The organism is Marinobacter sp. MBR-105 (assembly GCF_053628895.1).
The window spans coordinates 101,867-126,362 of sequence record NZ_JBRJHG010000006.1; the positions used below are offsets into that span (position 1 = coordinate 101,867).

Genomic DNA, 24,496 nt, shown 5'->3' on the forward strand with positions numbered 1-24,496 from the left:
AGCCCCAGCCTTCGGACTGGGTGCAGGCCGGCGGGAGGGAGGTCTTTCCGGGACACGCCGTAAATACTTCCCTGTAGGCTTGAGCAAAACATCCCTGTTTTGCACAGTCCCGGAAAGACCTCCCTCCCACCGGCGATCAAACGTTTCGCAACGCGCAAAAAAAAGATAACAAAACGGCCAACAATCAGATGACAGACCCAGTTTCGACAGACAGCTCGCCCAACGCATCCTCTCTGGACCGCCGCAGTTTCCTCAAAACCGGTTTAGGCGGCGCGGTGTTCCTGAGCACCATCAGCCTCTCTGCCGGGCTAACCGGCTGCGCTACGGCCCCCGCAGGCCGGGTCAGCGCGGTCGACAGCCGCATGGACGCCCGCTACCAGTTCCAGTTTCTGAGCCGGGATGACATCGCCCTGTTCGAGGCCCTGTTGCCGGCCATGTTTGCCGGAGCTCTGCCGGAGGAACCGAACCAGCGTCGCTTTGCCATTGCCGGCACGATTGAACGGATCGACCAGGGCATTGTGAAGTTCGGCCCGGCGAATCAGCAGGAGCTGCGCAAGCTCTTTGATCTGCTTAACTTCGCTCCCACCCGGATCGCCCTGGCCCGGGTATGGTCAGACTGGCCTTCAGTCAGTACCGCCGATGCCGACGCGTTTCTGCGGCGCTGGCGCGACAGCCGGATCGGACTTTTGAATAACGGCTACATTGCCCTGACCAAGATCGGCAACGTCGCCTTCTATGGGCATGAAGACCACTGGCACCTGTCTGGTTATCCGGGGCCTCCCGCCTGGATGGTAGATGCCTTGCCACAGTTCAAACCTGCCGTCTGAGAAACCCCGGATACCCATCGTATTGAGGAGCGAAGTATGTCCATGAACGATCCCATTGCCCGGGGACTGGCTGCCGGCTGGAATGTGACCGATGCCAGCAAACTGAGCGAAAACCGCACAGTAGAGGCGGATGTTGTGGTTATCGGTACCGGTGCCGGAGGTGGCACAACCGCGGAGATCCTCGCCCGTCAGGGGCTGTCCGTGATTCTGGTGGAAGAGGGTCGACTGTATTATCAGAAAGACTTCAAGATGGACGAGCTGACGTCCTATGCCAATCTGTACCAGGAAGGCATGAGCCGGGTCACCGCCGATGGCGCCATCGCGATTTTGCAGGGCCGCTGTGTCGGCGGCTCCACCACGGTAAACTGGACCAGCAGCTTCCGCACACCGGACGAAACGCTCACCTACTGGAGCCAGGAGCTCGGCCTCGAAGGACTGGCGCCGGACGCCATGGCCCCCTGGTTTGAGGGCCGTGAGCAGCGCCACAACATGGCGCCCTGGGAAACCCCACCCAACCTGAACAACGACATCCTGCGCCAGGGCTGCGAAAAGCTCGGCTACTCCTGGCAGGTAATCCCAAGAAACGTCAAAGGCTGCTGGAACAGCGGTTACTGCGGCGTAGGCTGCCCCACCAACGCCAAACAGGGGGCACTACTCACCACCATCCCGGGCGCACTGGATCACAAGGCACAGCTCTTCCACGGTCTGCGGGCAGAACGCCTGGTGATGAGTCAGGACCGGATCGACCACCTGCTCGCCTCCGCCATGGGCCCGGACGGCGTCACCCCATCCGGCGTCACGATCACCCTGAAAGCCCGGCAATTCGTGGTCGCCGCCAGCGCCATTGGCTCCCCCGGCCTGCTGCTTCGCTCGCAGTTGCCCGACCCTTACCAGCGCGTGGGCAAGCGATCCTTCATCCATCCGGTCAACGCCACCGTCGCCCGCATGCCGGCGAAAATCGACCCGTTCTACGGCGCTCCCCAGTCCATCTACTCGGACGAATTTAACTTCAAGGCAGGCACCGACGGCCCGGCAGGTTACAAACTGGAAGTACCGCCCCTGCACCCGGCCATGGCAGCCGGCGTGGTACCCGGCCACGGCCAGCCACAGCGAGACAACCTGGGCCAGCTGCCCTGGATGCAATCCGTCATCGCCCTGCTGCGCGACGGCTTCCACCCGGACAGCCCGGGCGGCACAGTGTCACTCAGAGACGACGGCAGCCCGGTACTGGACTACCCGATCACCGACTACCTCTGGCAAGGCTTGCGCAAGGCCTACCTCACCATGGCCGAAATCCAGTTCGCCGCCGGCGCCGAAGCCGTCCAGGCCATGCACCTGGACTCCGACTGGTACACCAGTTGGAACCAGGCCAGAGACGCCATCAACAACCTGCCCATGAAGCCCCACCGCGCCCGCCTGTTCACCGCGCACCAGATGGGCGGCTGCAGCATGGGCACTGACCCGAAAACCTCGGTAGTGAACAGTTTCGGTGAGCATCACCACATCGCCAACCTGAACATCCACGATGCCTCCATCTTCCCCACCAGTATCGGCGCCAACCCGCAGTTGTCGGTGTATGCGTTGGCAGCGAGGAACAGCTCGAGACTGGCGCAGAGGCTTGCCAACTCTGCCTGAACCGCGATTAAGAGACCCCTTCCAGAGAGGCAATAAGGAGTCTGAAGTAGGAGGCCGGGGCGGCCAGCACTCCAGTTGATCGAGCAGGTCGGGGGCGGGTTTCCGGGAGTCTTGAGGGCCATGGACGGCCCGAAAGAAGCGCACATGGATGTGCTTGTAGCGTCTCCCGGAAACCCGCCCCCGACCTGCGCCAGCACCAGAGTCATAAAACAGATTGTCGGCGCTCCGGACTACAGCCCCAAAGGCAATGCTGCTATCCTACGGCTCACCAACAAAAGGAGCTGTGCATGCCCAAAGTCATCTATCCCGGCACCTTCGACCCCATCACCAACGGCCACACCGACCTCATCGAACGGGCCGGCCGCATGTTCGATGAAATTGTCGTCGCCGTCGCCTACAACCCGAAAAAGCAGCCACTTCTCAATCTTGAAGAACGCTGCGAACTGGTCCGCAAGGCCACCGCACACCTCCCCAACGTCAGCGTCACCGGCTTCAGCAACCTGCTCGCCGACTTCGTGCGCGAACAGAACGCCTCCGTTATCCTGCGGGGACTGCGCGCGGTTTCTGACTTTGAATATGAATTCCAGCTTGCCGACATGAACCGCCGGCTGGCGCCGGAAGTCGAGAGCGTGTTCCTGACACCCGCCAACCACCTGTCCTACATCTCCTCCACCCTGATCCGCGAAATTGCCTCGCTGGGCGGGGACATTTCCGAGTTTGTAGACCCGGCTGTGGCAGAAGCCCTGCAACAGAAGTTCAGCGAATCCTGAGGAAAATCCGAAGGGCGTTGATGATCACCGAAGCGCAGCTGATGGCGAAGTACCAGCAGCTGGCGGGTCGTTGAGATTCAGAGCAGCGGAGGCAGGGGGATTTCCACGTCGTTTACGGTGAGTACCAGATCCTCCATCCGGCCATCCATGACCAGGCGCTCACCGTTCTGAACCAGCAGGCCCTGTTTGATCAATGGCGCCACCTGCATACGCACGGCGGGATAGTCTTCCGCAAGGGCAACCGGCATGCTGAAATTCACACTCCCGGTCAGCGCCTGCATGACCATCAACATGTTGTCACGCTGTTGATCGGAGAGCTCCGGATGGCTGATGTCCAGTGAGCCGGTAACTTCCCCTTCAGGCGTTGCCAGACTGAGCTCCCGGATCCCCATGGAAAAGCCTTCGGCAGCAAGACTGCGGAGGGCTTCGTTAAAACGCTGCATCACCGCCATCTGTTGTTCAAACGCGGCCCTCGGGTCGTCTCCGGCGGTCAAAGCCAGTGCCTGCATATCCGCCATGGCGCCACTGAAGTCATTCCAACTGGCCACATCCAGGTTCTCCAGCGCCACCTCCAACCGATGCGGCCCAAAGGCCTGATCCGCCAGAGCAGCCGATTCCAGCGACAGGGTAACCTGCGAGTCCAGGCGCTCGCCGTTCTGGCGGGCATCACTGGCGCTTTCAAGCGACATCCCTGCAAAGGTCATTGTGGGAGCCTCAGCCCCCTGCAAGGTCAGGTTATCCACGGTCATCACGCCAGCGCCGGTCCAGATATCCCCCACCAGCCATTCCATGCTCTGTTCCATATGGACGTTATCGATCGTCACATCCATTTCCGGATCGCTGAGGCGGATAGCCGGCCAGACCACCAGCAAGTCTGCCGCTTCACCAAGACGCCCAACATCAATCCGCACCAGACCGCCACTGCTCTTGAGTGAGGTCTCCCGCTCCGGGTTATCAATGTCCATCACCGGTGCTGTCAGCTCAAGCGTGGCGCTGCCCCAGAGCCGGGTTTCCAGCGTCAGACTGGGCTCATCGTCCGGAAACCAGTCAGCACCCTCTGGCTGCCACCCCTGGCGCGGGCGGAAATCCATCAGGCTGCCAGTTACGCCATGGGACACCTGGATTTCGATCGCTATGGTGTGAGAATCCCCGGTCTCAGGATCTCTCAGGGTCACGGTAGCGGATACCTCGGAACCAAGCACACCACGACGATACTGCTCGGTCTCAAGATTCAGAAAGGGCTGGGCCCGGTTTACTTCCAGTGTTGCTTCACGCCAGTGCTGCTCGGTGACATAGCCCACACCCCAGGGAGCGCCGCCAGCCACCAGCAGTACGGCCAGACCGGCCAGGGTCCATTTTTTTAGTTTCAAGGTATCCGTCCTGTGTTTTTTTTCGGTGCCGGCCCACCGGCCTCAGTTGGGTTTGCCGGTCAGGCGCTCCAGCAGGACCAGCTGTGATGCCAGTCGCTCTTCGCCTTCCCCGGGCTGATTCTGAATGTAACTGCCATCGGGCTGCAACACCCAGGCCTGGCAATTGTCCGCCAGATAGGTATCCAGATCTTCCCGCAGGCGTGCAATCAGCGCGGGCTCCTCAACCGGGAACGCGGTTTCGACCCGGTGCAGCAGATTGCGCTCCATGCCATCAGCACTGGAACAATACACCTCGGGCCGGCCACTATTACCGAAATAGTACACCCGCGTGTGCTCCAGGAAGCGGCCGATCACCGAGCGCACCCGGATATTGTCCGAGAGTCCCGGCACTTCCGGACGCAGGCAGCAGATGCCACGGATGACCAGATCAATCTTGACCCCGGCCTGGGAGGCCCGATACAGGGCCTTGATCATCTGCGGCTCGGTCAGGGCATTGAACTTGAAGATAATCCGCCCCTGCTCACCATAGCTGGCCTCTCGTTCGATCAGACTGATCAGACGGTTGTGTAAGGTAAACGGCGCATGAAACAGCTTTTTGATCTTCAACGCCTTGCCCATGCCGGTCAACTGCTGGAACAGCTTGTTGACGTCGTCGCCGATGGATTCGTCACAGGTCATGAAACTGTAGTCGGTGTACAGGCGTGCGTTCCCGGCATGGTAATTACCGGTGCCCAGATGCACGTAGCGCCGCAGGCGGCCTTCTTCCCGGCGGACAATCAGGATCATCTTGGCGTGGGTTTTGTACCCGACCACACCGTAAACCACGATCACGCCGGCTTCCTGCAGCCGACTGGCCAACTCCAGGTTCTCGGCCTCGCTGAAACGGGCTCTCAGTTCGATAACCGCCGTCACTTCCTTGCCTCGACGCGCGGCATCGGCCAGGGCCTCGACAATTTCCGAGTCGGCACCGGTGCGATAAAGCGTCTGGCGAATGGCCAGCACCTGTGGATCCTTGGCTGCCTGGCGCAGCAGGTCCACTACCGGGCTGAAGTTTTCATAGGGATGTAACAGCAGCAGGGGCCGTTTGCGAATGGCATCGAACATGGATTCCTTGCTGCGAATCTGGCGCGGAATCGACGGCGAGAAGCTGGAATAGGTCAGGTCTGGGCGGTCCACCAGGCCACCCACCGCCATCAGGCGGGTCAGGTTTACCGGGCCGTGGACCTGGTAGAGATCCCGCTCGGTCAGGCCGAACTCCCGGAGCAGGAACTGCACCAGCTCTTCCGGGCAGTTATCCGCCACCTCAAGGCGAACGCCATCGCCAAACCGACGGCTCAGCAGCTCGCCGCGCAGGGCCGAGGCCAGGTCTTCCAGATCGTCTTCAAGCTCAAGGTCCGCGTTCCGGGTCAGCCGGAACTGATAGCAGCCCTTCACTTCCATCCCCGGGAACAGCTCATCAGCATGGGCGTGAATCATGGACGACAGGAACACCAGGTTGTCACCACCCTCGCACACCTCATCCGGCAAGCGCACCAGGCGCGGCAGGGAGCGAGGCGCGGGCACAATCGCCATCCCGGTCTCACGACCAAAGGCATCCTTGCCGTCCAGCTCAACGATGAAGTTCAGGCTCTTGTTCACCAGGCGGGGGAACGGGTGTGATGGGTCCAGCCCGATCGGGCTGACCACCGGCAGAATTTCCTCGTCAAAGTAATTGCGCACCCACTCGGCCTGGGCCGGTGTCCACTCGCGGCGCCGGACAAAATGGATGTTCTCCTGCTCCAGCTCCGGAATCAGGACATTATTGAGAATATCGTACTGTTCGTGGATATAGTCGTGGGCAACGCGGCTGATCTCCGCCAGCACCTGTTCCGGCAACATGCCGTCGACACCCACCGTTTCGCGGCCATACTTCATCTGCTGGCGCAGGCCCGCCACCCGGATTTCAAAGAACTCATCCATGTTACTGCTGAAAATGCAGCAGAAGATCAGACGATTGATCAGAGGATGCGTGGTATCCAGCGCCTGCTTCAACACCCGGTAATTGAACTGCAGCTGGCTCAGTTCGCGGTTGAAGTAGTTCTCGCTGGCATCCAGATTCACTTCCTCACCAACGGGAGGAAGATCCACCGGCGCCGGGACGCTCTGTTCACTGCCTGGCTCTGTCACGGTTTCGCTTGTCATTGCTCTTTATATCCATCGTTGAGGCGGGCTTCGGCCACCAGCCGCTGCCCGGTTATGATCGCTGTCGTTCCCGCATCAGTCTGGCGGCGCGCACGGCGAAATAGGTCAGAATGCCATCGGCACCGGCACGACGCATCGCCATCAGGCTCTCCATCATGACCGCATCGCCATCCAGCCAGCCGTTTTGAGCTGCGGCCATATGCATGGCGTATTCGCCACTGACCTGGTACACAAACGTTGGCACCTGCAGTTCGGTTTTCACCCGGCGCACGATATCCAGATAAGGCATGCCCGGCTTGATCATCACCATATCGGCGCCTTCAGCCAGATCCATGGCCACCTCATGAATGGCCTCATCACTGTTGGCCGGGTCCATCTGATAGGTGGCTTTGTTACCCTTGCCGAGGTTGGCAGCCGAGCCGACCGCATCCCGGAACGGACCGTAATAACTGGACGCATACTTGGCAGAGTAGGCCAGAATCCGGGTGTTCACATAGCCTGCCCCCTCCAGGGCTTCACGAATGGCCGCCACCCGACCATCCATCATGTCAGAGGGTGCCACCACATCGGCACCGGCATCGGCATGGGACAGTGCCTGATTGACCAGCGCTTCAACCGTGACATCGTTCAGCACATAGCCATCGTTGTCGATAATGCCGTCCTGCCCATGGGTGGTGAACGGATCCAGCGCCACATCGGTAATCACCCCCAGTTCCGGATGCGCCTTTTTCAGGGCACGAACCGCCCTCTGGGCCAGGCCATCAGAATCCCACGCGCCGGAGCCGGACAGGTTCTTTTTCTCCGCCGGCACTACCGGGAACAGCGCCACGGCGGGAATACCGAGCTCTACCAGTTCCGCCGCCTGCTCCACCAGCAGATCGACGCTCAGGCGCTCGACACCCGGCATGGAGGGTACGGATTCACGCTGATTCTCGCCTTCAAGCACAAACACCGGGAAAATCAGGTTATCGGGTGACAACTGGTTCTCCCGAACCAGACGACGGGAAAAATCACTGGCACGATTGCGACGCAAACGGGTGAACGGATAGGCTCGACTGGAGTGCGCAAGACGCGGCTTCGACACGGATAACCTCCTGAACATGGATGGCCTTGGAAAGTGATGACATCATACACCCCAGAAGCCGCCCGTTGCAGGCCTGAGCCGAGTGTGCCGTTGACAGATGACAAAGAGATGACAGATAAACGGAGTTGCCGGGGCAACGGAAGCCGCTGCCCGGCGAGGAAACGCCATCAGAGGGAGCGGTTGTTGAACCCGATCTCCACCTTGCGCGGGGTATCAGAACGGAAGGTGGTGTCCACCTCCTGTATCTTTCCGCCGCCTTGCAGGAAGGCCTCAATATCTGCCTGCAACTGGGCCCGGACCCGGGCACGGCCGGCAATGGAATGGTTATCGTCGCTGTCGCTGGTCCAGTTGCTGGACTGCTCCAGATTGCTTTCGTCGAATTCACTCATGGTTTATCTCCATCAACGAAAACAGCTTTACGGGTGGCCAGATGCTCTGGAAGACGCACCCCGTCTCGACTGCCGGCCATCTGACGGCCCGTCTTGGCGTCTTTATAATCTGCTTTCACGACCGACGCTATTTCCTGACAACCACTTTTTTGTAATTTTTTGTAATCGGAGATAACCCATTGTTTTAAATGACCAGATATCAGCCTTTTAACGGCACACAGAATTGACACAAAGAATGAATATTGATTCAATGCTTGCAAGGAGCCGGCATGGCCTACCGCGAAACTGAAAAAATGCGCCAGCGCAAAGCCGAAGCGCGGAAAAAGATCATTGAATGCACCTGGGAGTGCGTATCCGAAGGCGGTTTCCGCAGCGCACGCATTACCCGCATCGCGGGACTGGCCGGCGTTGCCACAGGCACCATCTACCGCCACTTCGAGTCACGGGAGGACCTGTTTGCGGAAATCTTTCGCCTGGCCACCCAACGTGAGGTCGACAAGGTCGCCGAAGCACTCGCGGTAGGCGGTAGTGCGGTTGAACGCCTGGACAACGCTCTGCGTCAGTTCGCCCGTCGGGCCCTGAAAGGCCCGATGAAAGCCTGGGCACTGATTGCCGAGCCGGTAGACCCGAAAGTCGAAGAAGAGCGACTGGTATACCGCAAAGCCTACGCCAACCTGTTTGAACAAGCGATCCGGAGCGGCATAACCGAGGGCTGCATACCGGATCAGGATGCCCGCCTTACCAGCACCTGCCTGGTTGGCGCCATCTCGGAATCCCTGGTGGGGCCGCTGTCACCGACCCAGACAGAAACACCACCGGGACACGACAACAACGAAGATGAGCTGGTCGACACCATCGTTTGCTTCTGCCTACGGGGGTTAACCGGCACCAGGAGCTAACCATGAACAGCCCGCAGCGCAAGACCGAGTCCAACGCCGACAGCCACTATCTGTCAGCCACTCACGAGGTCATCAACCAGCCCCGACCGCTGGAAAACTATAACCTCTACGAACAGGACAGCGCGCTCCGGGAAGCCGTATTGCGAGAAGGCGCCGGCCACGCCAGCGAAGACCTCAGCCGCTTCGGCGCCTGGGCCGGCAAGGCCGACACCATCGAGCTGGGCAACCTGGCGAACGCCAACAAACCCAGCTTTCGCACCCACGACCGCTACGGCCACCGAGTAGACGAAGTCACCTTCCACCCGGCCTACCATGAACTCATGCGCGTGGCCTTGGAAAACGGCCTGCACAGCTCCCCCTGGACCAACCCGGGCAAAGGCGCCCACGTGGCCCGGGCCGCCAAGTATTACCTGCACTCCCAGGTGGAAGCCGCTCACTGTTGCCCGGTCACCATGACCTTCGCGGCCATCCCATCCATCCAGAACCAGCCAGACCTGGCCAAACTCTGGGCCCCGAAAATCCTGGCCAACGAATACGACAGTCGCAACGTGCCAGACGGCGACAAAACCTCCGTCACCATCGGCATGGCCATGACCGAAAAACAGGGTGGCAGCGACGTGCGCGCCAACACCACCGTGGCCTACCCGACAGGACGGGAAGGTCCCGGACAGGCCTACGAACTGGTCGGCCACAAATGGTTCGTTTCCGCCCCCATGTGCGACGCCTTCCTGGTACTGGCCCAGACCACCAATGGCCTGTCCTGCTTCCTGATGCCCAGATGGCGCCCAGATGGCAGCAAGAACCCCTGGCAGGTACAGCAACTCAAGAACAAAATGGGTAACGTTGCCAACGCCTCCAGCGAAGTGGAAATCCGCGGTGCGCTGGCATGGATGGTGGGCGAGGAAGGCCGCGGCGTCAGAACCATCATCGAAATGGTCGCCATGACCCGCTTCGACTGCATGATTGGCAGCGCCGCCGGCATGCGCCAGGCCGTGGCACAGGCGACGCACCACTGCCACAACCGCAGCGCCTTCGGCGCAACCCTCAGCGACCAGCCGCTGATGCAGAACGTCCTGGCCGACCTGATCATCGAAAACGAAGCCGCCCTCGCCTACACCATGCGCGTCGCGCGGGCCATGGACAACCAGAACAACGAACACGAACGCCTGCTGGCCCGCCTGGCCACCCCCGTCGGCAAATACTGGATCTGCAAACGCACCCCCAACCACGCCTACGAAGCCATGGAATGCATCGGCGGCAGCGGCGTGATGGAAGACTGCATCATGCCCCGCCTGTTCCGGGAATCGCCGGTCAACGCCATCTGGGAAGGCAGCGGCAACGTCCAGTGCCTGGACACCCTGCGCGCCCTTCAGAAAGAACCCGAAACCCTCGACGCCTTCTTCAAAGAAACGGCCGAAGCCCGTGGCACCGACCGCCGCTTCGACCAGTACCTGGCACAACTGCAACACGACTTCGCCGACATCAGCGATTTCCAGTACCGGGCCCGCAACCTGGTCGATCGCATGGCCCTGGCCATGCAGGGCTCCCTGCTGCTGCGCTTTGGCGACAAAGACGTCGCCGACGCATTCTGCGCCTCACGCCTGCAAAGCGGCGGTGGCATGAACTACGGCAACCTGCCCTCCGGCACCAACCCGGCGGCGATTATCAAACGGGGGACGCCTGTAGTAGGCTAGAGGAAACTCAGTCCGCTAGGCGCACCAGTAAGATGCCAGCAGACTGACAAGACTCCCCTTGCGAGGTTTGTGAACCGGCGGGGGATGGCTTTCCAAAAATTTGCGGAGCCAGGGATGGCGGAGCAGAAGCGCCACAAGGATGTGCCGAAGGAGCGGTTTTTGGAAAGCCATCCCCCGCCGGTTCCTGCACCAACACGCGGTATCGGACCATGTCAGAAGCCCTTAGAAAACTGCTGAAAGAAGGCAAAACCCCACAACAGCACCAGGATATTACCCCCCACGTAGGCGTCCTCACCCTGCACTTCCAGCTCTACGGCTGCGAAGACCTGAAAGCCAAACGCAAAGCCTTCACCGCCATGAAGGCCATCTGGGGCAGAGAACCCGACCTCGCCGTCGCCGAAACCGCCGACCAGGAAGCCCTCGACTGTGCCACCTGGACCATCGCCGCCCTGGGCGCCAGCGCCCAGCAGATCACCCAGCGCCTTGACCAGGTGGAAAAAGACATCCAGGACCGCATCGACGCCGCCATCCTGGATGTACACCGGGAAATCCTCTAACCCGGACCAGTGGCCCGCCAGGCATGGCGTCATTGCCTGACAGGTCTTATACTACGCAGCCTCAGGGAACCAATGCCCCGCTTGGCGGCTGGCAGACATTTTTCGCAACCGGGCCACGCCCGGCTCCATCCGACGGGTTTCCGGAACCAACCCATCGGATACCACTGAATGTGTGTGGTGCTATGACCGGAAAGAAAAAATCCGCCCAGGCCTCATTAGAGGCAATGTATCGCGTGTTCACGGTGCCCGAAGCGCCGGAGTCGACCCTGAGCCGGATCGACCAGGACATCTCCCGTAACCTGGCCGGATTCCTCCAGGAGCACATCGTCGCCATCGAACGGGACCTGTCCGAAGTCGAGAAAGACTTCTCCGACTACGTCATCCCGGAGAAACCTGTTTTTGTCTCCGAGCAGACCCAGTTCCTGCTCGACAAACTGGTGGCCAACTCCGTTCATACCGCGTCACCCGCGTTCATCGGCCACATGACCTCGGCACTGCCCTACTTCATGCTACCGCTGTCGAAGATCATGATCGCCCTGAACCAGAACCTGGTGAAAACCGAAACCTCCAAGGCGTTCACGCCCATGGAACGCCAGGTACTGGGCCAGATACACCGGCTGGTGTACCAGGAAGACGGTTCTTTCTATCGTAAATGGATGCACGATCCCCGGCACGCCCTGGGCGCCATGTGTTCCGGCGGCACGGTCGCCAACCTCACCGCCCTGTGGGTGGCTCGCAACCGAGCCTTCCCCGCTGAAGGCAGCTTCCGCGGTCTGCACGAAGAAGGCCTGTTCCGCGCCCTGAAATACTACGGCCATGAAGGCGCCGCCATCGTCGTTTCCAAACGCGGCCACTACTCCCTGCGCAAAGCCGCCGACGTACTCGGTCTTGGCCGGGACGCCCTGGTGCCAGTGGAAACCGACGAATTCAACCGCATCCAGACCGACGCCCTGCGCGACAAATGCCTGGAGCTGCAGAAGCAGAAGATCAAGATCATGGCCATCTGCGGCGTGGCCGGCACCACCGAAACCGGCAACGTCGACCCACTGGACGCCATGGCCGACATCGCCCGGGAATTCGGCGCCCACTTCCACGTCGACGCCGCCTGGGGCGGGCCAACCCTGTTCTCACGCACACACCGGCACCTGCTGCGCGGCATCGAAAAGGCCGACTCGGTCACCTTCGACGCCCACAAACAGCTTTACGTACCCATGGGTGCCGGCCTGGTGGTCTTCAAAGACCCCAGCCTCGCCAGCGCGGTAGAGCACCACGCCCAGTACATCATCCGGAAAGGTTCCCGGGACCTCGGCAGCACCACCCTGGAGGGCTCACGGCCGGGCATGTCCATGCTGATCCACTCAGGCCTGAAAATCCTCGCCAGAGAAGGCTACGAAATTCTCATCGACCAGGGCATCGACAAAGCCAAAACCTTTGCCAACATGATCGATGAACAACCGGATTTCGAACTGGTCACCCGCCCGGAACTGAACATCCTGACCTACCGCTATTGCCCGGAAGATGTACGCCAGGCACTGGCCATGGCCGATGAGCTGCAGGCAGAAAAGATGAATACCTGCCTGAACCGCATCACCAAATTCATCCAGAAAACCCAGCGGGAACGCGGCAAAGCCTTCGTCTCCCGAACCCGGCTGGAGCCGGCCCGTTACTATCACTTCCCGTGCATTGTGTTCCGGGTGGTTCTGGCCAACCCGTTAACAACGCCGGATATTCTGGAAGATATTCTCAGGGAGCAGAGGGAACTGTCGAAGGAAGATGGGATTGCCGATGAAATGGCCATCCTGCACCAGATGGCTGCGGCGGTTTTGAAGCAGAACCAGAAAGAGGCCAGGCAGGCCTAGTGCTTCCGGAATACAGCTCCGCGGCGTGGGGCGGGGCGGGGCTTGTGGGAGCCCCAACCTGCTCCAAAGCCAGAATCAGTAAAGCGCCTCTTCGTCATCCAGCACCTCGTGCAGGATTTCCAGAAACATCTTGTCGGCCTCACTCCAGCTCTCCGGAATCCGGATCGTGGTATTGGCACTGATCTCACGAGCCATCAGCTCATCGGCATTGGCCTCGCCCTTGTACTTGCGGGCAATCTCCATGGATTTCACGGCAATCGTCGGATCGCTCATCACTTTCTTGATGAACACCCGCAACTCTTCAATCATCCGCGCCTGACGGCTCTCGACAGATGAACTCATGTTGTACTCCCCGAATATGGATAGCGACAGGCCACGCCTGCCGGATGCATTACCTATAGTATGGACAAAGCGCGGGGCCATCACCAGCCCCGCACAACGGTCAGACCATCAGGCCACGCAGAGTGAAGAACAGGAACGCCGCCATAATCGCTGACGCCGGCACGGTAATGATCCAGGCCGCGGCAATCTTTACCAGATGGGAGCGCTTGACCATCTCCTCGCGGTAAATCTTCTTCAGGCGCTTGCGCTCCGACTTGGACAAAGGCACCTGCTGCTTTTTCTTCTTCGCCTGCTTCAGCAGCTTCTCCATTTCCTCCACAGAGGCATTACGGAAATCATCCAGGAACGGCTTGAGGCGCTCCTGATCGGTCGGGTCATGCTGTTCGATGATCTTGTGCAACTGGGTCGCGTAGTTGGATTTCAGGTACTCACGCAGGAAGCCGACACCGAAAACGCCGCCAATGGCAATGTGGGTGGAACTGACCGGCAGGCCAAGCTGGGAAGCCAGAATCACCGTCAGTGCCGCAGACAGTGCAATACAGAAAGCCCGGGTCTTATCCAGCTCGGTAATCTCGGAACCCACGGTTTTAATCAGGCGCGGGCCGAACAGCATGAGCCCGACCGCCAGCCCCAATGCGCCTACCAGCATCACCCAAAGCGGGATCTTCGCTGAGGTAACCACACCACCACCGGCCTGAATGGCATCATTGATGGCCGCCAAAGGGCCAATGGCATTGGCCACGTCGTTGGCGCCGTGGGCAAAGCTCAGCAGGGCCGCGGCGAAGATCAACGGCCAGGTGAACAGGGTATTCACCCCCTGCGCACTGTTTTCCATGGTCGAGGCTTTGCGGCCCACCAGGGTCCGCATCACGAAAAACACTACCCCCGCCACAATCAGGCCGATCACCGAGGCTTCCACCATATCCACTTTGACGATCTTCTTGACGCCCTTGATCATCAGATAGGTGGCAAAGGCCCAAGCCATAATCGCCACCAGCCAGGGCACAAAGGTACGGGCAGAAGACACCAGATTCTGGCGGTACAGTACGGTTTTCTTGATTGCGAACAGGAACAACGCCGCCAGGGCACCGCCCAGCACCGGTGAGATCACCCAGCTTGCAGCAATTTTGCCCATCACCGCCCAATCGGCAATGGTCCAGCCACCAGCCGCAATACCGGCCCCCAGGACACCGCCAACGATTGAGTGGGTGGTTGAAACCGGCGCGCCCATCCAGGTGGCCAGGTTCAGCCACAAGGCGCCCGCCAGCAGGGCCGCCGTCATTAGCCAGACAAAAGCGCGCGGATCTTCCAGGCTAGTCGGATCAATAATTCCGCCCTTGATGGTCGACACGACATCGCCACCGGCGATCAACGCGCCGGCCGCCTCGAATACCGCGGCAAGAAGAACGGCTGCCCCCAGTGACAAGGCGCCGGAGCCCACCGCCGGACCGACATTGTTGGCCACATCGTTGGCCCCGATATTGATCGCCATGTAGCCCCCGATAACGGCGGCGGCCATCAATAACATGGCGTTAGGCAAGCCCTGGCTGAAGGAGCCAACCACAAGCCAGACACAAAGAAGGAAAAGTACGCTAAGTCCGACCCTGTACCGTTCCGTGGAGGGGCTGGTGAGAAGGTTATCCAGAAAGCTGCTGGAACGGGCCATACCAATTGATTCTCTTGTCTTGTGGACAGAAGGGGTTTCGGCAGTATTCGCCGGGGGCAAACTATAAATTTTTTGCCATCAAATTGAAACAAATCCCGGTTGATGGCCCCCTTCACAATCCTGATAGTTAATGCTGCAATTCAGATGGTTTTTGACGCATAATTCCGGAAAATATGTCAAAAAGAACAACAGTTAATGACGAATACCAGCCAAATCCAGTCCAGCGAGCATGAAGAGCTGCAGATCTCCCGGCTGCTCAATGGCCTGTCAGCCATGGCGGTCCTGTTCCTGGCCGGGATCGGGGCCAAGGCGTGGTATGCCGAGCATCATCTGCACGCATGGGTGCTCTGGGCATTTGTTGTTCCAATTGTCGCCAATATAGGCTGGTACGCCTGGCGCCGGGATCGAACGGTACAGAAAAGGGGCCTGCTGGTCATTGTCGGCCTGCTGTTTACCTACCTGATTGCCTCCGGCGGCGAGGGCAACACGGGCCCACTCTGGTTCTATGTGTTCCCACCGTTGCTGTTCTACCTGACCAGCCTCAAGGGTGGCACCGCCATCCTGCTGTTCTGCTACCTGCTGGCCGTCCTGGTTTTTCAGTTTCCCGATATGCCCGGCGTCAGTGCCGAATACAGCACTGACTTCAAGATCCGTTTCTTCGCCACACTTACCTTTGAGTCGATCTTCTGTTTCGTGCTGGAGGCCGGACGTTTACGAGCCCGCAACAAACTGGTGGCACTGGCCCAGGCCCACGAACACGCTGCCCGCACCGACGAACTGACCGGGCTGGCCAACCGGCGGGACATGCAGGGCCGGCTAAACACCGAATTCTCGCGGTTCGAGCGCTCCGGCCACCATTTTTCCGTTGTGCTGATCGATCTGGATCTGTTCAAACGCATTAACGATGATTTCGGCCATGATGCCGGCGACGAGGTCTTGCGCCAGTTCGCCGATCTGGTCCGGCAAATGGTCCGCCAGTCGGATGTGGCTGCCCGCTGGGGCGGCGAAGAGTTTCTGCTGCTACTGCCCGACACCACCTTGCTGCAGGCCCTCACACTGGCTGAGCGCCTGCGCGCCGAAGTGGCGGCCACCCGTTTTCACCACCGGGAACAGACCCTGCCGGTCACCATCAGTGCCGGGGTATGCTCGATTTCCAAATCCGGATCGATCAACGAATTACTCAAGCAAGCAGATGTGCAGCTCTACAACGCCAAGGAGAGCGGCCGGAATCGAATTTCACCCCGGGTAAGGAGCCAGGACGCCGGGCCCAGCCCACAGACGCCGGCTTGAGCCGAACCCGCCACGCCATTACTATCTGCTCCCGAATATTCCACCCCACCAACACAGGCAGTGGTCATGGCAGCAATCCGCATTCTAACCGGCAGCGTTTACGGGGGCGCCCTGCTGACAGCGCGCCGTATCAAGCAGGAACTGGAACCCGAAGGGCATACCGTCACGGTTCTGGAGAATCCAACTCTGGCCGATATCAGCGACAACCACGATGCCTTGCTGGTATGCACCTCCACCACCGGCCAGGGAGAAGTCCCTGCCAACCTGTTACCGTTTTATCTGGATTTGCGCGAACAACTCCCCCAACAACCCGGCCGCCCCTTTGGCGTGATCGTGCTGGGCGACAGCTCCTATGGCGATACCTTTTGCGGTGCCGGAGACCTGATGGAGGAAGCGCTTTACGAAACCGGCGCCCGCAAGGTCGGCGACACCCTGCGGATTGATGCGCTGGAAACTCTGGAGCCGGAAGCCGAGGCCCTGCCCTGGGTACGGAACTGGATTAACGGCATTTGACCAATAATTACACAAGTTACCAAAAGTCTGCCGGTTACAGCTTGAGCCGCCCCAGACGACAGGCCATACTCAGGCCATAACGACAAGAACGGTAACCTGTGATTCTGATGCAACTGGCCCGACTCCTGGCAGCCCTGCTGATTCTTCTGGCGCTTTCGCTTCCGGCCATGGCTGCCAGTGATGGCTATATCCCAGTCATTGAGTACCTGAGACTGGCACCGGACGACCAACGCAGCCCGCAACAGGCCCTGGAATCCGGCGACTGGCAGATCTTGAACGAACAAACGCCTAATTTTGGTTACACCCGTGACCAGGTCTGGCTGAAATTCCCCATCACCCGGCCCCAAACCACCAATCTCCTGGAAATCACCTACCCGCACCTCGACCGGATCGATTTCTATCTGTTACGGGACGGCGAAATCCAGCTGAACTACCAGACCGGTGACCGCATGCTGTTCTCGGAGCGCCCGGTGGAGCATCCGCATTTCCTGTTTCCGTTCCAGCTTGAAGCCGGTCACGACTACCGCATCTTGCTGAGAATCGACACCGACGGTGCCATGCAAGTGCCGCTCAGGCTGTGGAACAATCGCAGTTTTTTCGAGAAGACCTCCGTAGAAAGCCAGGTTCACGCTCTGTACTACGGAATCCTGATTACCGCCATCTGCTTCAACCTGTTTGTGTTCCTGGCGCTCCGGGAGTCTATCTACCTCTATTACGTACTCTCGACTCTGGGCTACCTGATCCTGATCGGCACCCTGAACGGTATTACCTACCAGTTTATCTGGCCCGCGCTTCCTGGCCTGCAAAGCAACGCCATGGTCCTGTCCATACCACTGGCCTTGCTTTTCACACTCATGTTCGCCAGATCCTTTCTGAAACTGGAGCAATGCAGCCCCCAACTCGATCGACTCATACTCGGCACTATCCTGCTAAACGGCGCCCTGGCTCTTGCTCTTGCCACAACTGTGATTGACTATGGCACGGGTATCCGACTGGCTGTCGCTCTGGCCATGCCGAGTTGCCTGCTGTTAACGGTTGTCGGACCGATACAGTGGGCCAGAGGCAATCCACAGGCGGTTTACTACACTCTGGCCTGGGGGGCCGTCACTCTGGGCAGTGCCATTACCGCCGCCAATAAGTACGGTCTGATTGCCACCAGCTTCTTCTCTGTGTATGGCATGCAGCTGGGCTCGGCCTTCCAGGCCATACTCCTCAGCCTCGCCCTTGCCATCCGGATATATCACGAACGCCAGGAGAAAGTGCTGGCCCAGGAGGCTGAACTGAAGGCGCTTGAAGCCCGACGCGCGGCCGAACTCCGGCTGATGGACCAGGCCCTGCATCATCCGCTCACCGGCCTGCCTAACCGCAGCAGCTATGAAATGCGCCTGAACGAATTGATCCGGAGCCAGCGCGGCAAACGCTTCGGCGTGGTCATTATCCATCTGGACAACCTGTATGCGGTCACCAAGACCCTGGGCCACCGCAACACCGACCGCATACTGGAGCTGGCCTCCAAACACTACAACGCGGTGATCAAGGATGTACCTGGGGCCATCTCTCTGGAGCAGACCGACAACCGAACCTTCTTCCTGGCCAGCCTCGACCCGCAAACCTTTGCCTTTGTGGTGGATGCTGACCAGGCGCTGTCGGTACCCAGAATCGTGCTGCGCAGCATTGAAGAGATCCGCTACCCGGTAGATTTCCTTGGCATGCAGGTTCCCCTGAACCCACAGCTCGGCGTGGCTTTCTACCCGACTCACGGAAACGATGCCAACACCCTGATTCGCCGGGCGGTGATCGCCGAAGGTTCTGACCGCGCCCGAGACCGCGGAATTGCCTACTACAAATCCTCCCGGGACTCCTACAGCGCCGACCGACTGACTCTGGTCTCCGACCTGCGGCACGCCATTGATCACGACGAACTGACGCTGTTCCTGCAGCCCAAGCTGTGCCTGCGTACCCGCGCTATTACCGGATTTGAGGCACTGATTCGCTGGCCAGGACGGGAACAGCCGGTTCGGCCCGATGAAATCATCGCAGTGGCCGAACAGACCGGCCTAATCAAACCGCTGACACGCTGGGTACTGAAAGAGGCCCTGGAAATGCGCGGGCGGCTGCTGGAGATCGGCTGGGATGCCGGAATCGCCGTCAACATCTCGCCCAACAATCTACGGGAACCGGATTTTGCCGTGTTCGTGCAACGGTTGATGCAAAGCTACCAGATCCACTCCGGGGCCATCACCTTCGAGGTCACGGAGACCTCCATGATGCAGGACCCTACCAATTCCCTGCGGGCGCTGAATGCGCTTGATGCCGCGGGCATTCCGCTCTCCATTGACGACTTCGGTTCCGGCTATTCATCCCTGTCCTACATCAAGCAATTGCCAGCTGGAGAAATCAAGATCGACCGTTCGCTGATTACCGATATCGCGGAACGGGAGCAAGACAGAGTGATCGTGCGCACCACCATCGATATGTGCCACAGCCTCGGCTACACAGTGGTGGCCGAGGGGGTGGAGGATGAGGAAACCCTGTCACTGCTGCACGACATGGGGTGCGATCTGATACAGGGCTACTTCCTAACCCGACCGCTACCCTTTAACGAAATGGTTGACTGGCTCGGCAACTACAATCCTCAGGCCTTACGTTCCCGGATCAGTGCTTCCTGAGTGGTGGAGGCCACCAAAACACCATCCCGGGTAAAGAAATTACCCCGATTGAAGCCCCTGCCCGCCGAGGCACTCGGACTGTCCTTGTCATAAAGCAGCCAGTCATCCATACGGAAATCCCGATGGAACCAGATGGCATGGTCCAGGCTGGCAACCTGCATGTTCTTGCTCATGAAGGTGCGCCCGTGAGGAGTCAGGGACGTTCCCAGAAAGGAGAAGTCAGAGGCATAAGTCAGCAGACACCGATGCAGTACCGGGTCATCCGGTAAAGGTCCGAGGGCCCGAAACCAGTTCTGGCGATGGGGCGGGCGCTTTTCCGGCTTGAATGGATTCATCGGGTCTACCGGACGGATCTCTATGGGCCGGTCACGGGTCAGCATGTCCCGCATTTTCTCCGGCACTTTATCTGCGATCAGCTTGCCCCAGTCCTGCTCCGACTTGAGCGTATCGGGGTCCGGCGCTGCCGGCATGGCAACCTGATGATCCAATCCGTCTTCTGCGACCTGGAACGACATGGAACCGGTCAGGATTTCCTTGCCGTCCTGACGGGCAATCACCCGGCGCACCGAGAACGTGCCGCCATCCCGAACCCGCTGGACTTCATAATCGATCGGCATGCTGTGATTGCCAGGGCGCAGAAAATAGGCGTGCAGGGAATGGCACAGGCGATTTTCGACGGTCCGGCTGGCCGCCATCAGGGCCTGCCCCAGAACCTGCCCCCCGAATACATGCGGAAAGCCCAGATCCTCACTGTCGCCCTGAAAATGATCGTCTCCGATCGGGGAAAGATCCAGCAACTCCACCAGTTTTCGGGTTACATCCAGCATGCGCGCTCCTGTCTTTTGTTAGCTCACGAACGGGTTTTCTACCCCAGACAGGAAAATTTCGCAACGGCTGAAACTGCCAAAGACGGCAATCGGCTACCAGCCAACCTCACTGGTAGCCGCAGGCTTCAGTCCCGGTGAATAGGAGGGACTTCCTTCGCCAGTGTCTGCTTTTCCAGAGCAAACCGGCCGGTCACCGCGAAGCCAAGCGTGTCGCCGTCCGGGCTCCGGAACAGGGCTTTGACGTCAGCCCCGTCCTGTTCCACCTGCCATTCGCCCTCGGCATCCATCGGCGGTGGGCAGACTGCGGTCGGGCAACAGGGTGTTTTTACCATCACCGGCATGGTGCCATAGCTGACTTCCGTGCGCGCACCGGCCAGTGTTTTCGCCAGCGCCCGGGCACAGGCCATCAACGGCAGCACATAAAGCAGAACGCGCCCGTCCACTTCGGCGCAATCACCCAGGGCAAAGACATCCGGTGCGGAGGTTTCCAGAGCCCGGTTCACCTGAATACCCCGGCCGGAACGGATCCCGGCTTCGCGGGCCAGTTCAGTGCGGGGGCGCAGCCCCACTGCAGACACAACAAGGTCGGCCTGGAGTTGCTCACCATTACCGAGCATCAGCTCGACGCCACTGCCCTGCGTCTCTACCCGCTCAACCACCGTCCCCAAATGAAACCGAACCCCAAGCCTCTCCAGCTCGGCCTGCACGGCACCAGCGGCTGCCTCCGGCAGCAGACTGGGCATCAGAGATGAGTCCGGGGCGATAACATCCACTTCGTAGCCACCATTGCGCAGATCATTGGCAAACTCACACCCGATCAGGCCTGCCCCCATAATCGCGACCCGCTTGCCCTCGGCGAGGGCCTTACGGAAGGCACGGTAATCCATCAGGTCGTTAATGGAATGAACCCGGTCCTGCGCGTTACCATCCAGACTCAGGCGGATGACGTCGGCGCCCCAGGCCAGAACCAGCTTGGCATAGCGTATGGACTGGTCGCCCAGCTTGAGCTCATGGGCATCGGTATCAATGCCCGTAACCGTGGACCAGGGGCGAATCTCCACCCCCAGTTGCTCGGCCATAGCCTCAGGGTTGGCCTGGGCCAGACCATCCGCGTCCTTGTCTTTGGTAAAGCCGGTCGACAACATAGGCTTGGAATAGCTGACGCCGTCGTCGGCAGTCACCATAATGACCGGGGTTTCCTTATCCAGTTTGCGAAATTCCCGTACCAGTGAGTAACCCGACAAACCGGTACCAACGATCACAATAGGTGTCTGCTCGGTCATGACTCTGTCCTGCCTTTAGCCGATTTCGATCATTTCAAAATCTTCCTTGCCCACACCGCAGTCCGGGCAAACCCAATCCTCGGGCACATCTTCCCATTTGGTGCCAGGCTCAATACCGTCCTCCGGCCAACCCTCGGCTTCATCGTAAATCAGACCACACACCACACACTGCCACTTCTTCATAACTAACTCCCACCGATTTGTCTGCGAGGATATTATTGTCGAACAATAAAGCAATCAAGCACAAAGATCACAAAATGCGACCGAGTTCCAGCCGACCACCACTCACCCGATTGGCTGCCATCATAACCGCGACACCGGCGTTGACCAATGCCACCACCGACAGCCCGGATCGGGGTTTTCTGCCAATAGCCACAATTACAGACCCGGCAATACCGCCGCGCCCCTCCCTTCGATCGCCCCACTTCGGTATAATCCGCCGTTTTGGACAGGACCCGATCGTTATGACCGATACCGTCGCTGAAATGAACCAGGTCATGGCAGACGCTGACTGCCTGGTTCCCGAAGAGCAGGTGCATGCCGCCATCGACACCATGGCCAGCGCCATCACCGATCGCCTCAAAGACAGCAACCCATTGTTGTTCTGCGTCATGAACGGCGGCCTGATCCTGACCGGTCAGCTCCTGCCACGACTGAAATTTCCGGTTCAGGCGGAGTATCTGCATGCCACCCGCTACCGCCAGGAGACCACCGGCGGCATTCTGGAATGGAAGCTGCAGCCGGAAGCCGACATGAAAGGCCGCACGGTTCTGATCGTCGACGACATCCTTGACGAGGGTACGACGCTGTGCGCCATTGCAGATTACTGCCTGGCTCATGGTGCCAGCGAGGTCCTGACTGCGGTGCTGGTAGACAAGGAGCACGATCGCAAGGCACGCCCCGGCCTGAAGGCAGACTTTACCGGCCTTTACGTTGAGGATCGATTCCTGTTAGGCTATGGCATGGATTATAAAGGCTATTGGCGCAACGCTCCGGGAATCTATGCCGTTAAAGGACTGTGACCAGCCCCCCGAGCTGAGCATACCTCCCACGTTCTGGTACCGGTCGCTGGTGGCGGCCGGCCTTTACTGTCCTGAGGTTCATGGCCCGGCCCGCTACTGGCTAACGGTGGAGGGATCGTTTACCCGGGCCCTGCAGCAAAAATGTCAGGAACGCTTTCACGTTGAGATTCTCAGGGAGGGTTTTTCGACCCCAACCCCTGCAGAGGCAAAGCGCCTGAACCTGGCACCGCGCCAGCTCGCCTGGGTACGGGAAGTTCGCCTTTGCGGTGACGGCCGCCCTTGGGTGCTGGCCCGGACAGTGATCCCACAGACCTGTCTGCATGGCCATGGCCGCCGCCTGCGCAATCTTGGCAACAAGCCCCTGGGTGCCTATCTGTTCAGCAGCCCGGAGTGGCAGCGGGGGCCTCTGGAAACAGGTCTCTGCAAAGCCCGTAGCAACGGTCACCCTCGTCTTGCCCGCAGATCCCTGTTCCACCGGGGTTCCTGCGCTCTTCTGGTGGGGGAATATCTTCTACCCCGGTTATACCAGTCGCCCAACCGGGGTTAACCCTACCGCTACAGCTGGCTATAATCGGATGCACTCTCACGCATCAACACGCGGATACCAGCTCCTATGTTGCAGATCACCCTGCCCACCCACGTTCATGCCCGCCTGGCTGACTACGCACGCCTGCTGCGCATCGACCGCCCGATCGGCACTTTGTTGCTGCTGTGGCCAACCTATTGGGCACTCTGGCTGGCGGCCGAGGGGGTCCCGTCATTTGCCAATCTGGTGATTTTTACCCTCGGCGTGTTCTTCATGCGGGCGGCAGGCTGTGCTATCAACGATTTTGCCGACCGGGACTGGGATCGCCATGTCAAACGCACCAAAGACCGCCCGCTCACCGCCGGCCGGGTCCGTGCCTGGGAAGCCGTCGCCCTGTTTGCCGGGCTATGCCTGGTGTCGTTTCTGATGGTGGTGCTGTTCGCCAACACCCTGACCCTGTATCTGTCATTCGGTGGTGCACTGCTGGCCTTTATCTACCCGTTTATGAAGCGTTACACCCATTTGCCCCAGCTGTTTCTGGGCGCCGCCTTTTCCTGGGCCATTCCCATGGCCTGGGCAGCTGAGGCCAACCAGCTCAGTCAGCTCACCTGGTTGCTGTTTACCGCCAACGTGCTCTGGACGGTCGCCTATGACACCCTCTATGCCATGGTCGACCGGGATGACGACCTGAAGGTCGGCATAAAATCGACAGCCATCCTGTTTGGTGATGCAGATCGGGCGATCATTGCTCTGCTGCAGACCATGGTGGTGGTGATTCTGGTGATGGTGGGCCAGCGGGCGGAACTGGGCTCCTTCTATTATCTCGGCGTTGTGGCCATGGCCACGCTCTTCGTCTACCACCAGTACCTGGCCAGGGAGCGGAACCGGGAAGGATGCTTCAAGGCATTTCTCAATAACAACTGGGCCGGCTTTGCAGTGTTTCTGGGTCTGGCGTTGGATCTGGCGTTCTGACTACCCGCCCATGTCATATACTTGTAACAAAGACGCGTTGTAATGACTCGGCAACATTACAAGGGAGTGTGTTCGCACCTCTGATCAGAGAACTCCCGAGGTCTGACACAGGTTGATGCAT

23 protein-coding genes are annotated in these 24,496 nt (G+C 59.6%); 13 read left to right on the top strand and 10 right to left on the bottom strand.

Annotation, left to right across the window (positions count from 1 at the left end):
- Positions 1-188 precede the first annotated feature (188 nt).
- From ACSSVV_RS09005 to coaD, 3 genes are all read left to right on the top strand, one after another.
- Positions 189-827: a hypothetical protein gene (locus ACSSVV_RS09005; RefSeq protein WP_022993186.1), complete on the top strand. Its 639-nt coding sequence runs from the start codon at positions 189-191 to the stop codon at positions 825-827.
- Positions 828-863: 36 nt separating this feature from the next.
- The gene (locus tag ACSSVV_RS09010) at positions 864-2,462 is read left to right on the top strand and encodes a GMC family oxidoreductase (protein WP_022993187.1); all 1,599 of its coding nucleotides are present in this window, start codon (positions 864-866) and stop codon (positions 2,460-2,462) included.
- 287 nt (positions 2,463-2,749) lie between these two features.
- Positions 2,750-3,232, top strand: coding sequence for a pantetheine-phosphate adenylyltransferase (gene coaD, locus ACSSVV_RS09015; RefSeq protein WP_014422845.1), 483 nt, complete (start codon positions 2,750-2,752; stop codon positions 3,230-3,232).
- Between the two features lie 77 nt (positions 3,233-3,309).
- Here the strand turns inward: coaD and ACSSVV_RS09020 are convergent, their stop codons facing one another.
- From ACSSVV_RS09020 to ACSSVV_RS09040, 5 genes are all read right to left on the bottom strand, one after another.
- Positions 3,310-4,602, bottom strand: coding sequence for a DUF945 family protein (locus ACSSVV_RS09020; protein WP_023012058.1), 1,293 nt, complete (start codon positions 4,600-4,602; stop codon positions 3,310-3,312).
- Positions 4,603-4,644: 42 nt separating this feature from the next.
- Complete coding sequence (gene ppk1 / locus ACSSVV_RS09025; RefSeq protein ID WP_023012059.1) at positions 4,645-6,783, bottom strand: polyphosphate kinase 1; 2,139 nt, start codon at positions 6,781-6,783, stop codon at positions 4,645-4,647.
- Positions 6,784-6,835: 52 nt separating this feature from the next.
- Complete coding sequence (gene hemB / locus ACSSVV_RS09030) at positions 6,836-7,885, bottom strand: porphobilinogen synthase (protein ID WP_049756904.1); 1,050 nt, start codon at positions 7,883-7,885, stop codon at positions 6,836-6,838.
- A gap of 149 nt (positions 7,886-8,034) precedes the next feature.
- A complete protein-coding gene (locus ACSSVV_RS09035; RefSeq protein WP_011786988.1) occupies positions 8,035-8,256 on the bottom strand; it encodes a hypothetical protein in 222 nt (73 codons plus the stop codon).
- The gene (locus tag ACSSVV_RS09040; protein WP_031211795.1) at positions 8,253-8,516 is read right to left on the bottom strand and encodes a hypothetical protein; all 264 of its coding nucleotides are present in this window, start codon (positions 8,514-8,516) and stop codon (positions 8,253-8,255) included. The genes ACSSVV_RS09035 and ACSSVV_RS09040 overlap by 4 nt, the downstream gene beginning before the upstream one ends.
- 9 nt (positions 8,517-8,525) lie before the next feature.
- Here ACSSVV_RS09040 and ACSSVV_RS09045 point away from each other — a divergent pair, with 9 nt between their 5' ends.
- The 4 genes from ACSSVV_RS09045 (at position 8,526) to panP (ending at position 13,265) form a co-directional block, all read left to right on the top strand.
- Positions 8,526-9,155 carry a TetR/AcrR family transcriptional regulator gene (locus ACSSVV_RS09045; protein WP_023009492.1) on the top strand — a complete coding sequence of 210 codons (630 nt, stop codon included), beginning with the start codon at positions 8,526-8,528 and terminating at the stop codon, positions 9,153-9,155.
- Positions 9,156-9,157: 2 nt separating this feature from the next.
- Positions 9,158-10,849 (top strand): isovaleryl-CoA dehydrogenase, encoded by a 1,692-nt coding sequence (locus tag ACSSVV_RS09050; protein ID WP_011786991.1) that lies wholly within the window; start codon positions 9,158-9,160, stop codon positions 10,847-10,849.
- Positions 10,850-11,058: 209 nt separating this feature from the next.
- Positions 11,059-11,406, top strand: coding sequence for a DUF503 domain-containing protein (locus tag ACSSVV_RS09055; protein WP_011786992.1), 348 nt, complete (start codon positions 11,059-11,061; stop codon positions 11,404-11,406).
- A gap of 182 nt (positions 11,407-11,588) precedes the next feature.
- The gene (gene panP / locus ACSSVV_RS09060; RefSeq protein ID WP_031211796.1) at positions 11,589-13,265 is read left to right on the top strand and encodes a pyridoxal-dependent aspartate 1-decarboxylase PanP; all 1,677 of its coding nucleotides are present in this window, start codon (positions 11,589-11,591) and stop codon (positions 13,263-13,265) included.
- A 75-nt stretch (positions 13,266-13,340) separates the two neighbouring features.
- Here the strand turns inward: panP and ACSSVV_RS09065 are convergent, their stop codons facing one another.
- Positions 13,341-13,607, bottom strand: a complete 267-nt coding sequence (locus ACSSVV_RS09065) for a hypothetical protein (protein ID WP_031210303.1) — start codon at positions 13,605-13,607, stop codon at positions 13,341-13,343.
- Positions 13,608-13,707: 100 nt separating this feature from the next.
- Positions 13,708-15,273 (bottom strand): inorganic phosphate transporter, encoded by a 1,566-nt coding sequence (locus ACSSVV_RS09070; protein ID WP_199452930.1) that lies wholly within the window; start codon positions 15,271-15,273, stop codon positions 13,708-13,710.
- Positions 15,274-15,468: 195 nt separating this feature from the next.
- Between ACSSVV_RS09070 and ACSSVV_RS09075 the strand changes: the two genes are divergently transcribed.
- The 3 genes from ACSSVV_RS09075 (at position 15,469) to ACSSVV_RS09085 (ending at position 19,745) form a co-directional block, all read left to right on the top strand.
- A complete protein-coding gene (locus ACSSVV_RS09075) occupies positions 15,469-16,563 on the top strand; it encodes a GGDEF domain-containing protein (RefSeq protein ID WP_288035779.1) in 1,095 nt (364 codons plus the stop codon).
- Between the two features lie 66 nt (positions 16,564-16,629).
- Positions 16,630-17,076 carry a flavodoxin gene (locus tag ACSSVV_RS09080; protein ID WP_011786997.1) on the top strand — a complete coding sequence of 149 codons (447 nt, stop codon included), beginning with the start codon at positions 16,630-16,632 and terminating at the stop codon, positions 17,074-17,076.
- A 107-nt stretch (positions 17,077-17,183) separates the two neighbouring features.
- A complete protein-coding gene (locus ACSSVV_RS09085) occupies positions 17,184-19,745 on the top strand; it encodes an EAL domain-containing protein (protein WP_454106153.1) in 2,562 nt (853 codons plus the stop codon).
- On the opposite strand, the gene tesB is transcribed toward ACSSVV_RS09085, so the two are convergent.
- The 3 genes from tesB to ACSSVV_RS09100 all read right to left on the bottom strand — a co-directional run bounded on the left by tesB (position 19,712) and on the right by ACSSVV_RS09100 (position 22,038).
- Positions 19,712-20,572, bottom strand: a complete 861-nt coding sequence (gene tesB / locus ACSSVV_RS09090) for an acyl-CoA thioesterase II (protein ID WP_011786999.1) — start codon at positions 20,570-20,572, stop codon at positions 19,712-19,714. The genes ACSSVV_RS09085 and tesB overlap by 34 nt on opposite strands.
- 125 nt (positions 20,573-20,697) lie before the next feature.
- The gene (locus ACSSVV_RS09095) at positions 20,698-21,855 is read right to left on the bottom strand and encodes an NAD(P)/FAD-dependent oxidoreductase (protein WP_023012065.1); all 1,158 of its coding nucleotides are present in this window, start codon (positions 21,853-21,855) and stop codon (positions 20,698-20,700) included.
- Positions 21,856-21,870: 15 nt separating this feature from the next.
- Entirely contained in the window at positions 21,871-22,038 is a 168-nt protein-coding gene (locus ACSSVV_RS09100) for a rubredoxin (RefSeq protein ID WP_008173532.1), read from the bottom strand.
- 281 nt (positions 22,039-22,319) lie between these two features.
- Between ACSSVV_RS09100 and ACSSVV_RS09105 the strand changes: the two genes are divergently transcribed.
- The 3 genes from ACSSVV_RS09105 to ubiA all read left to right on the top strand — a co-directional run bounded on the left by ACSSVV_RS09105 (position 22,320) and on the right by ubiA (position 24,375).
- A complete protein-coding gene (locus ACSSVV_RS09105) occupies positions 22,320-22,877 on the top strand; it encodes a hypoxanthine-guanine phosphoribosyltransferase (protein WP_023012066.1) in 558 nt (185 codons plus the stop codon).
- Positions 22,858-23,424, top strand: coding sequence for a chorismate--pyruvate lyase family protein (locus tag ACSSVV_RS09110; protein WP_445481612.1), 567 nt, complete (start codon positions 22,858-22,860; stop codon positions 23,422-23,424). The genes ACSSVV_RS09105 and ACSSVV_RS09110 overlap by 20 nt, the downstream gene beginning before the upstream one ends.
- 66 nt (positions 23,425-23,490) lie before the next feature.
- On the top strand, positions 23,491-24,375 hold the full coding sequence (ubiA, locus tag ACSSVV_RS09115) for a 4-hydroxybenzoate octaprenyltransferase (RefSeq protein WP_454106127.1): 885 nt from the start codon (positions 23,491-23,493) through the stop codon (positions 24,373-24,375).
- Positions 24,376-24,496 lie beyond the last annotated feature (121 nt).

Coding starts and splice junctions, on each gene's coding strand:
- ACSSVV_RS09005 (WP_022993186.1), top strand. CDS start 189: ATGACAGACCCAGTTTCGACAGACAGCTCGCCCAACGCATCCTCTCTG.
- ACSSVV_RS09010 (WP_022993187.1), top strand. CDS start 864: ATGTCCATGAACGATCCCATTGCCCGGGGACTGGCTGCCGGCTGGAAT.
- coaD (WP_014422845.1), top strand. CDS start 2,750: ATGCCCAAAGTCATCTATCCCGGCACCTTCGACCCCATCACCAACGGC.
- ppk1 (WP_023012059.1), bottom strand. CDS start 6,783: ATGACAAGCGAAACCGTGACAGAGCCAGGCAGTGAACAGAGCGTCCCG.
- hemB (WP_049756904.1), bottom strand. CDS start 7,885: ATGTTCAGGAGGTTATCCGTGTCGAAGCCGCGTCTTGCGCACTCCAGT.
- ACSSVV_RS09035 (WP_011786988.1), bottom strand. CDS start 8,256: ATGAGTGAATTCGACGAAAGCAATCTGGAGCAGTCCAGCAACTGGACC.
- ACSSVV_RS09045 (WP_023009492.1), top strand. CDS start 8,526: ATGGCCTACCGCGAAACTGAAAAAATGCGCCAGCGCAAAGCCGAAGCG.
- ACSSVV_RS09050 (WP_011786991.1), top strand. CDS start 9,158: ATGAACAGCCCGCAGCGCAAGACCGAGTCCAACGCCGACAGCCACTAT.
- ACSSVV_RS09055 (WP_011786992.1), top strand. CDS start 11,059: ATGTCAGAAGCCCTTAGAAAACTGCTGAAAGAAGGCAAAACCCCACAA.
- panP (WP_031211796.1), top strand. CDS start 11,589: ATGACCGGAAAGAAAAAATCCGCCCAGGCCTCATTAGAGGCAATGTAT.
- ACSSVV_RS09065 (WP_031210303.1), bottom strand. CDS start 13,607: ATGAGTTCATCTGTCGAGAGCCGTCAGGCGCGGATGATTGAAGAGTTG.
- ACSSVV_RS09070 (WP_199452930.1), bottom strand. CDS start 15,273: ATGGCCCGTTCCAGCAGCTTTCTGGATAACCTTCTCACCAGCCCCTCC.
- ACSSVV_RS09075 (WP_288035779.1), top strand. CDS start 15,469: ATGACGAATACCAGCCAAATCCAGTCCAGCGAGCATGAAGAGCTGCAG.
- ACSSVV_RS09080 (WP_011786997.1), top strand. CDS start 16,630: ATGGCAGCAATCCGCATTCTAACCGGCAGCGTTTACGGGGGCGCCCTG.
- ACSSVV_RS09085 (WP_454106153.1), top strand. CDS start 17,184: ATGCAACTGGCCCGACTCCTGGCAGCCCTGCTGATTCTTCTGGCGCTT.
- tesB (WP_011786999.1), bottom strand. CDS start 20,572: ATGCTGGATGTAACCCGAAAACTGGTGGAGTTGCTGGATCTTTCCCCG.
- ACSSVV_RS09095 (WP_023012065.1), bottom strand. CDS start 21,855: ATGACCGAGCAGACACCTATTGTGATCGTTGGTACCGGTTTGTCGGGT.
- ACSSVV_RS09100 (WP_008173532.1), bottom strand. CDS start 22,038: ATGAAGAAGTGGCAGTGTGTGGTGTGTGGTCTGATTTACGATGAAGCC.
- ACSSVV_RS09105 (WP_023012066.1), top strand. CDS start 22,320: ATGACCGATACCGTCGCTGAAATGAACCAGGTCATGGCAGACGCTGAC.
- ACSSVV_RS09110 (WP_445481612.1), top strand. CDS start 22,858: ATGCCGTTAAAGGACTGTGACCAGCCCCCCGAGCTGAGCATACCTCCC.
- ubiA (WP_454106127.1), top strand. CDS start 23,491: ATGTTGCAGATCACCCTGCCCACCCACGTTCATGCCCGCCTGGCTGAC.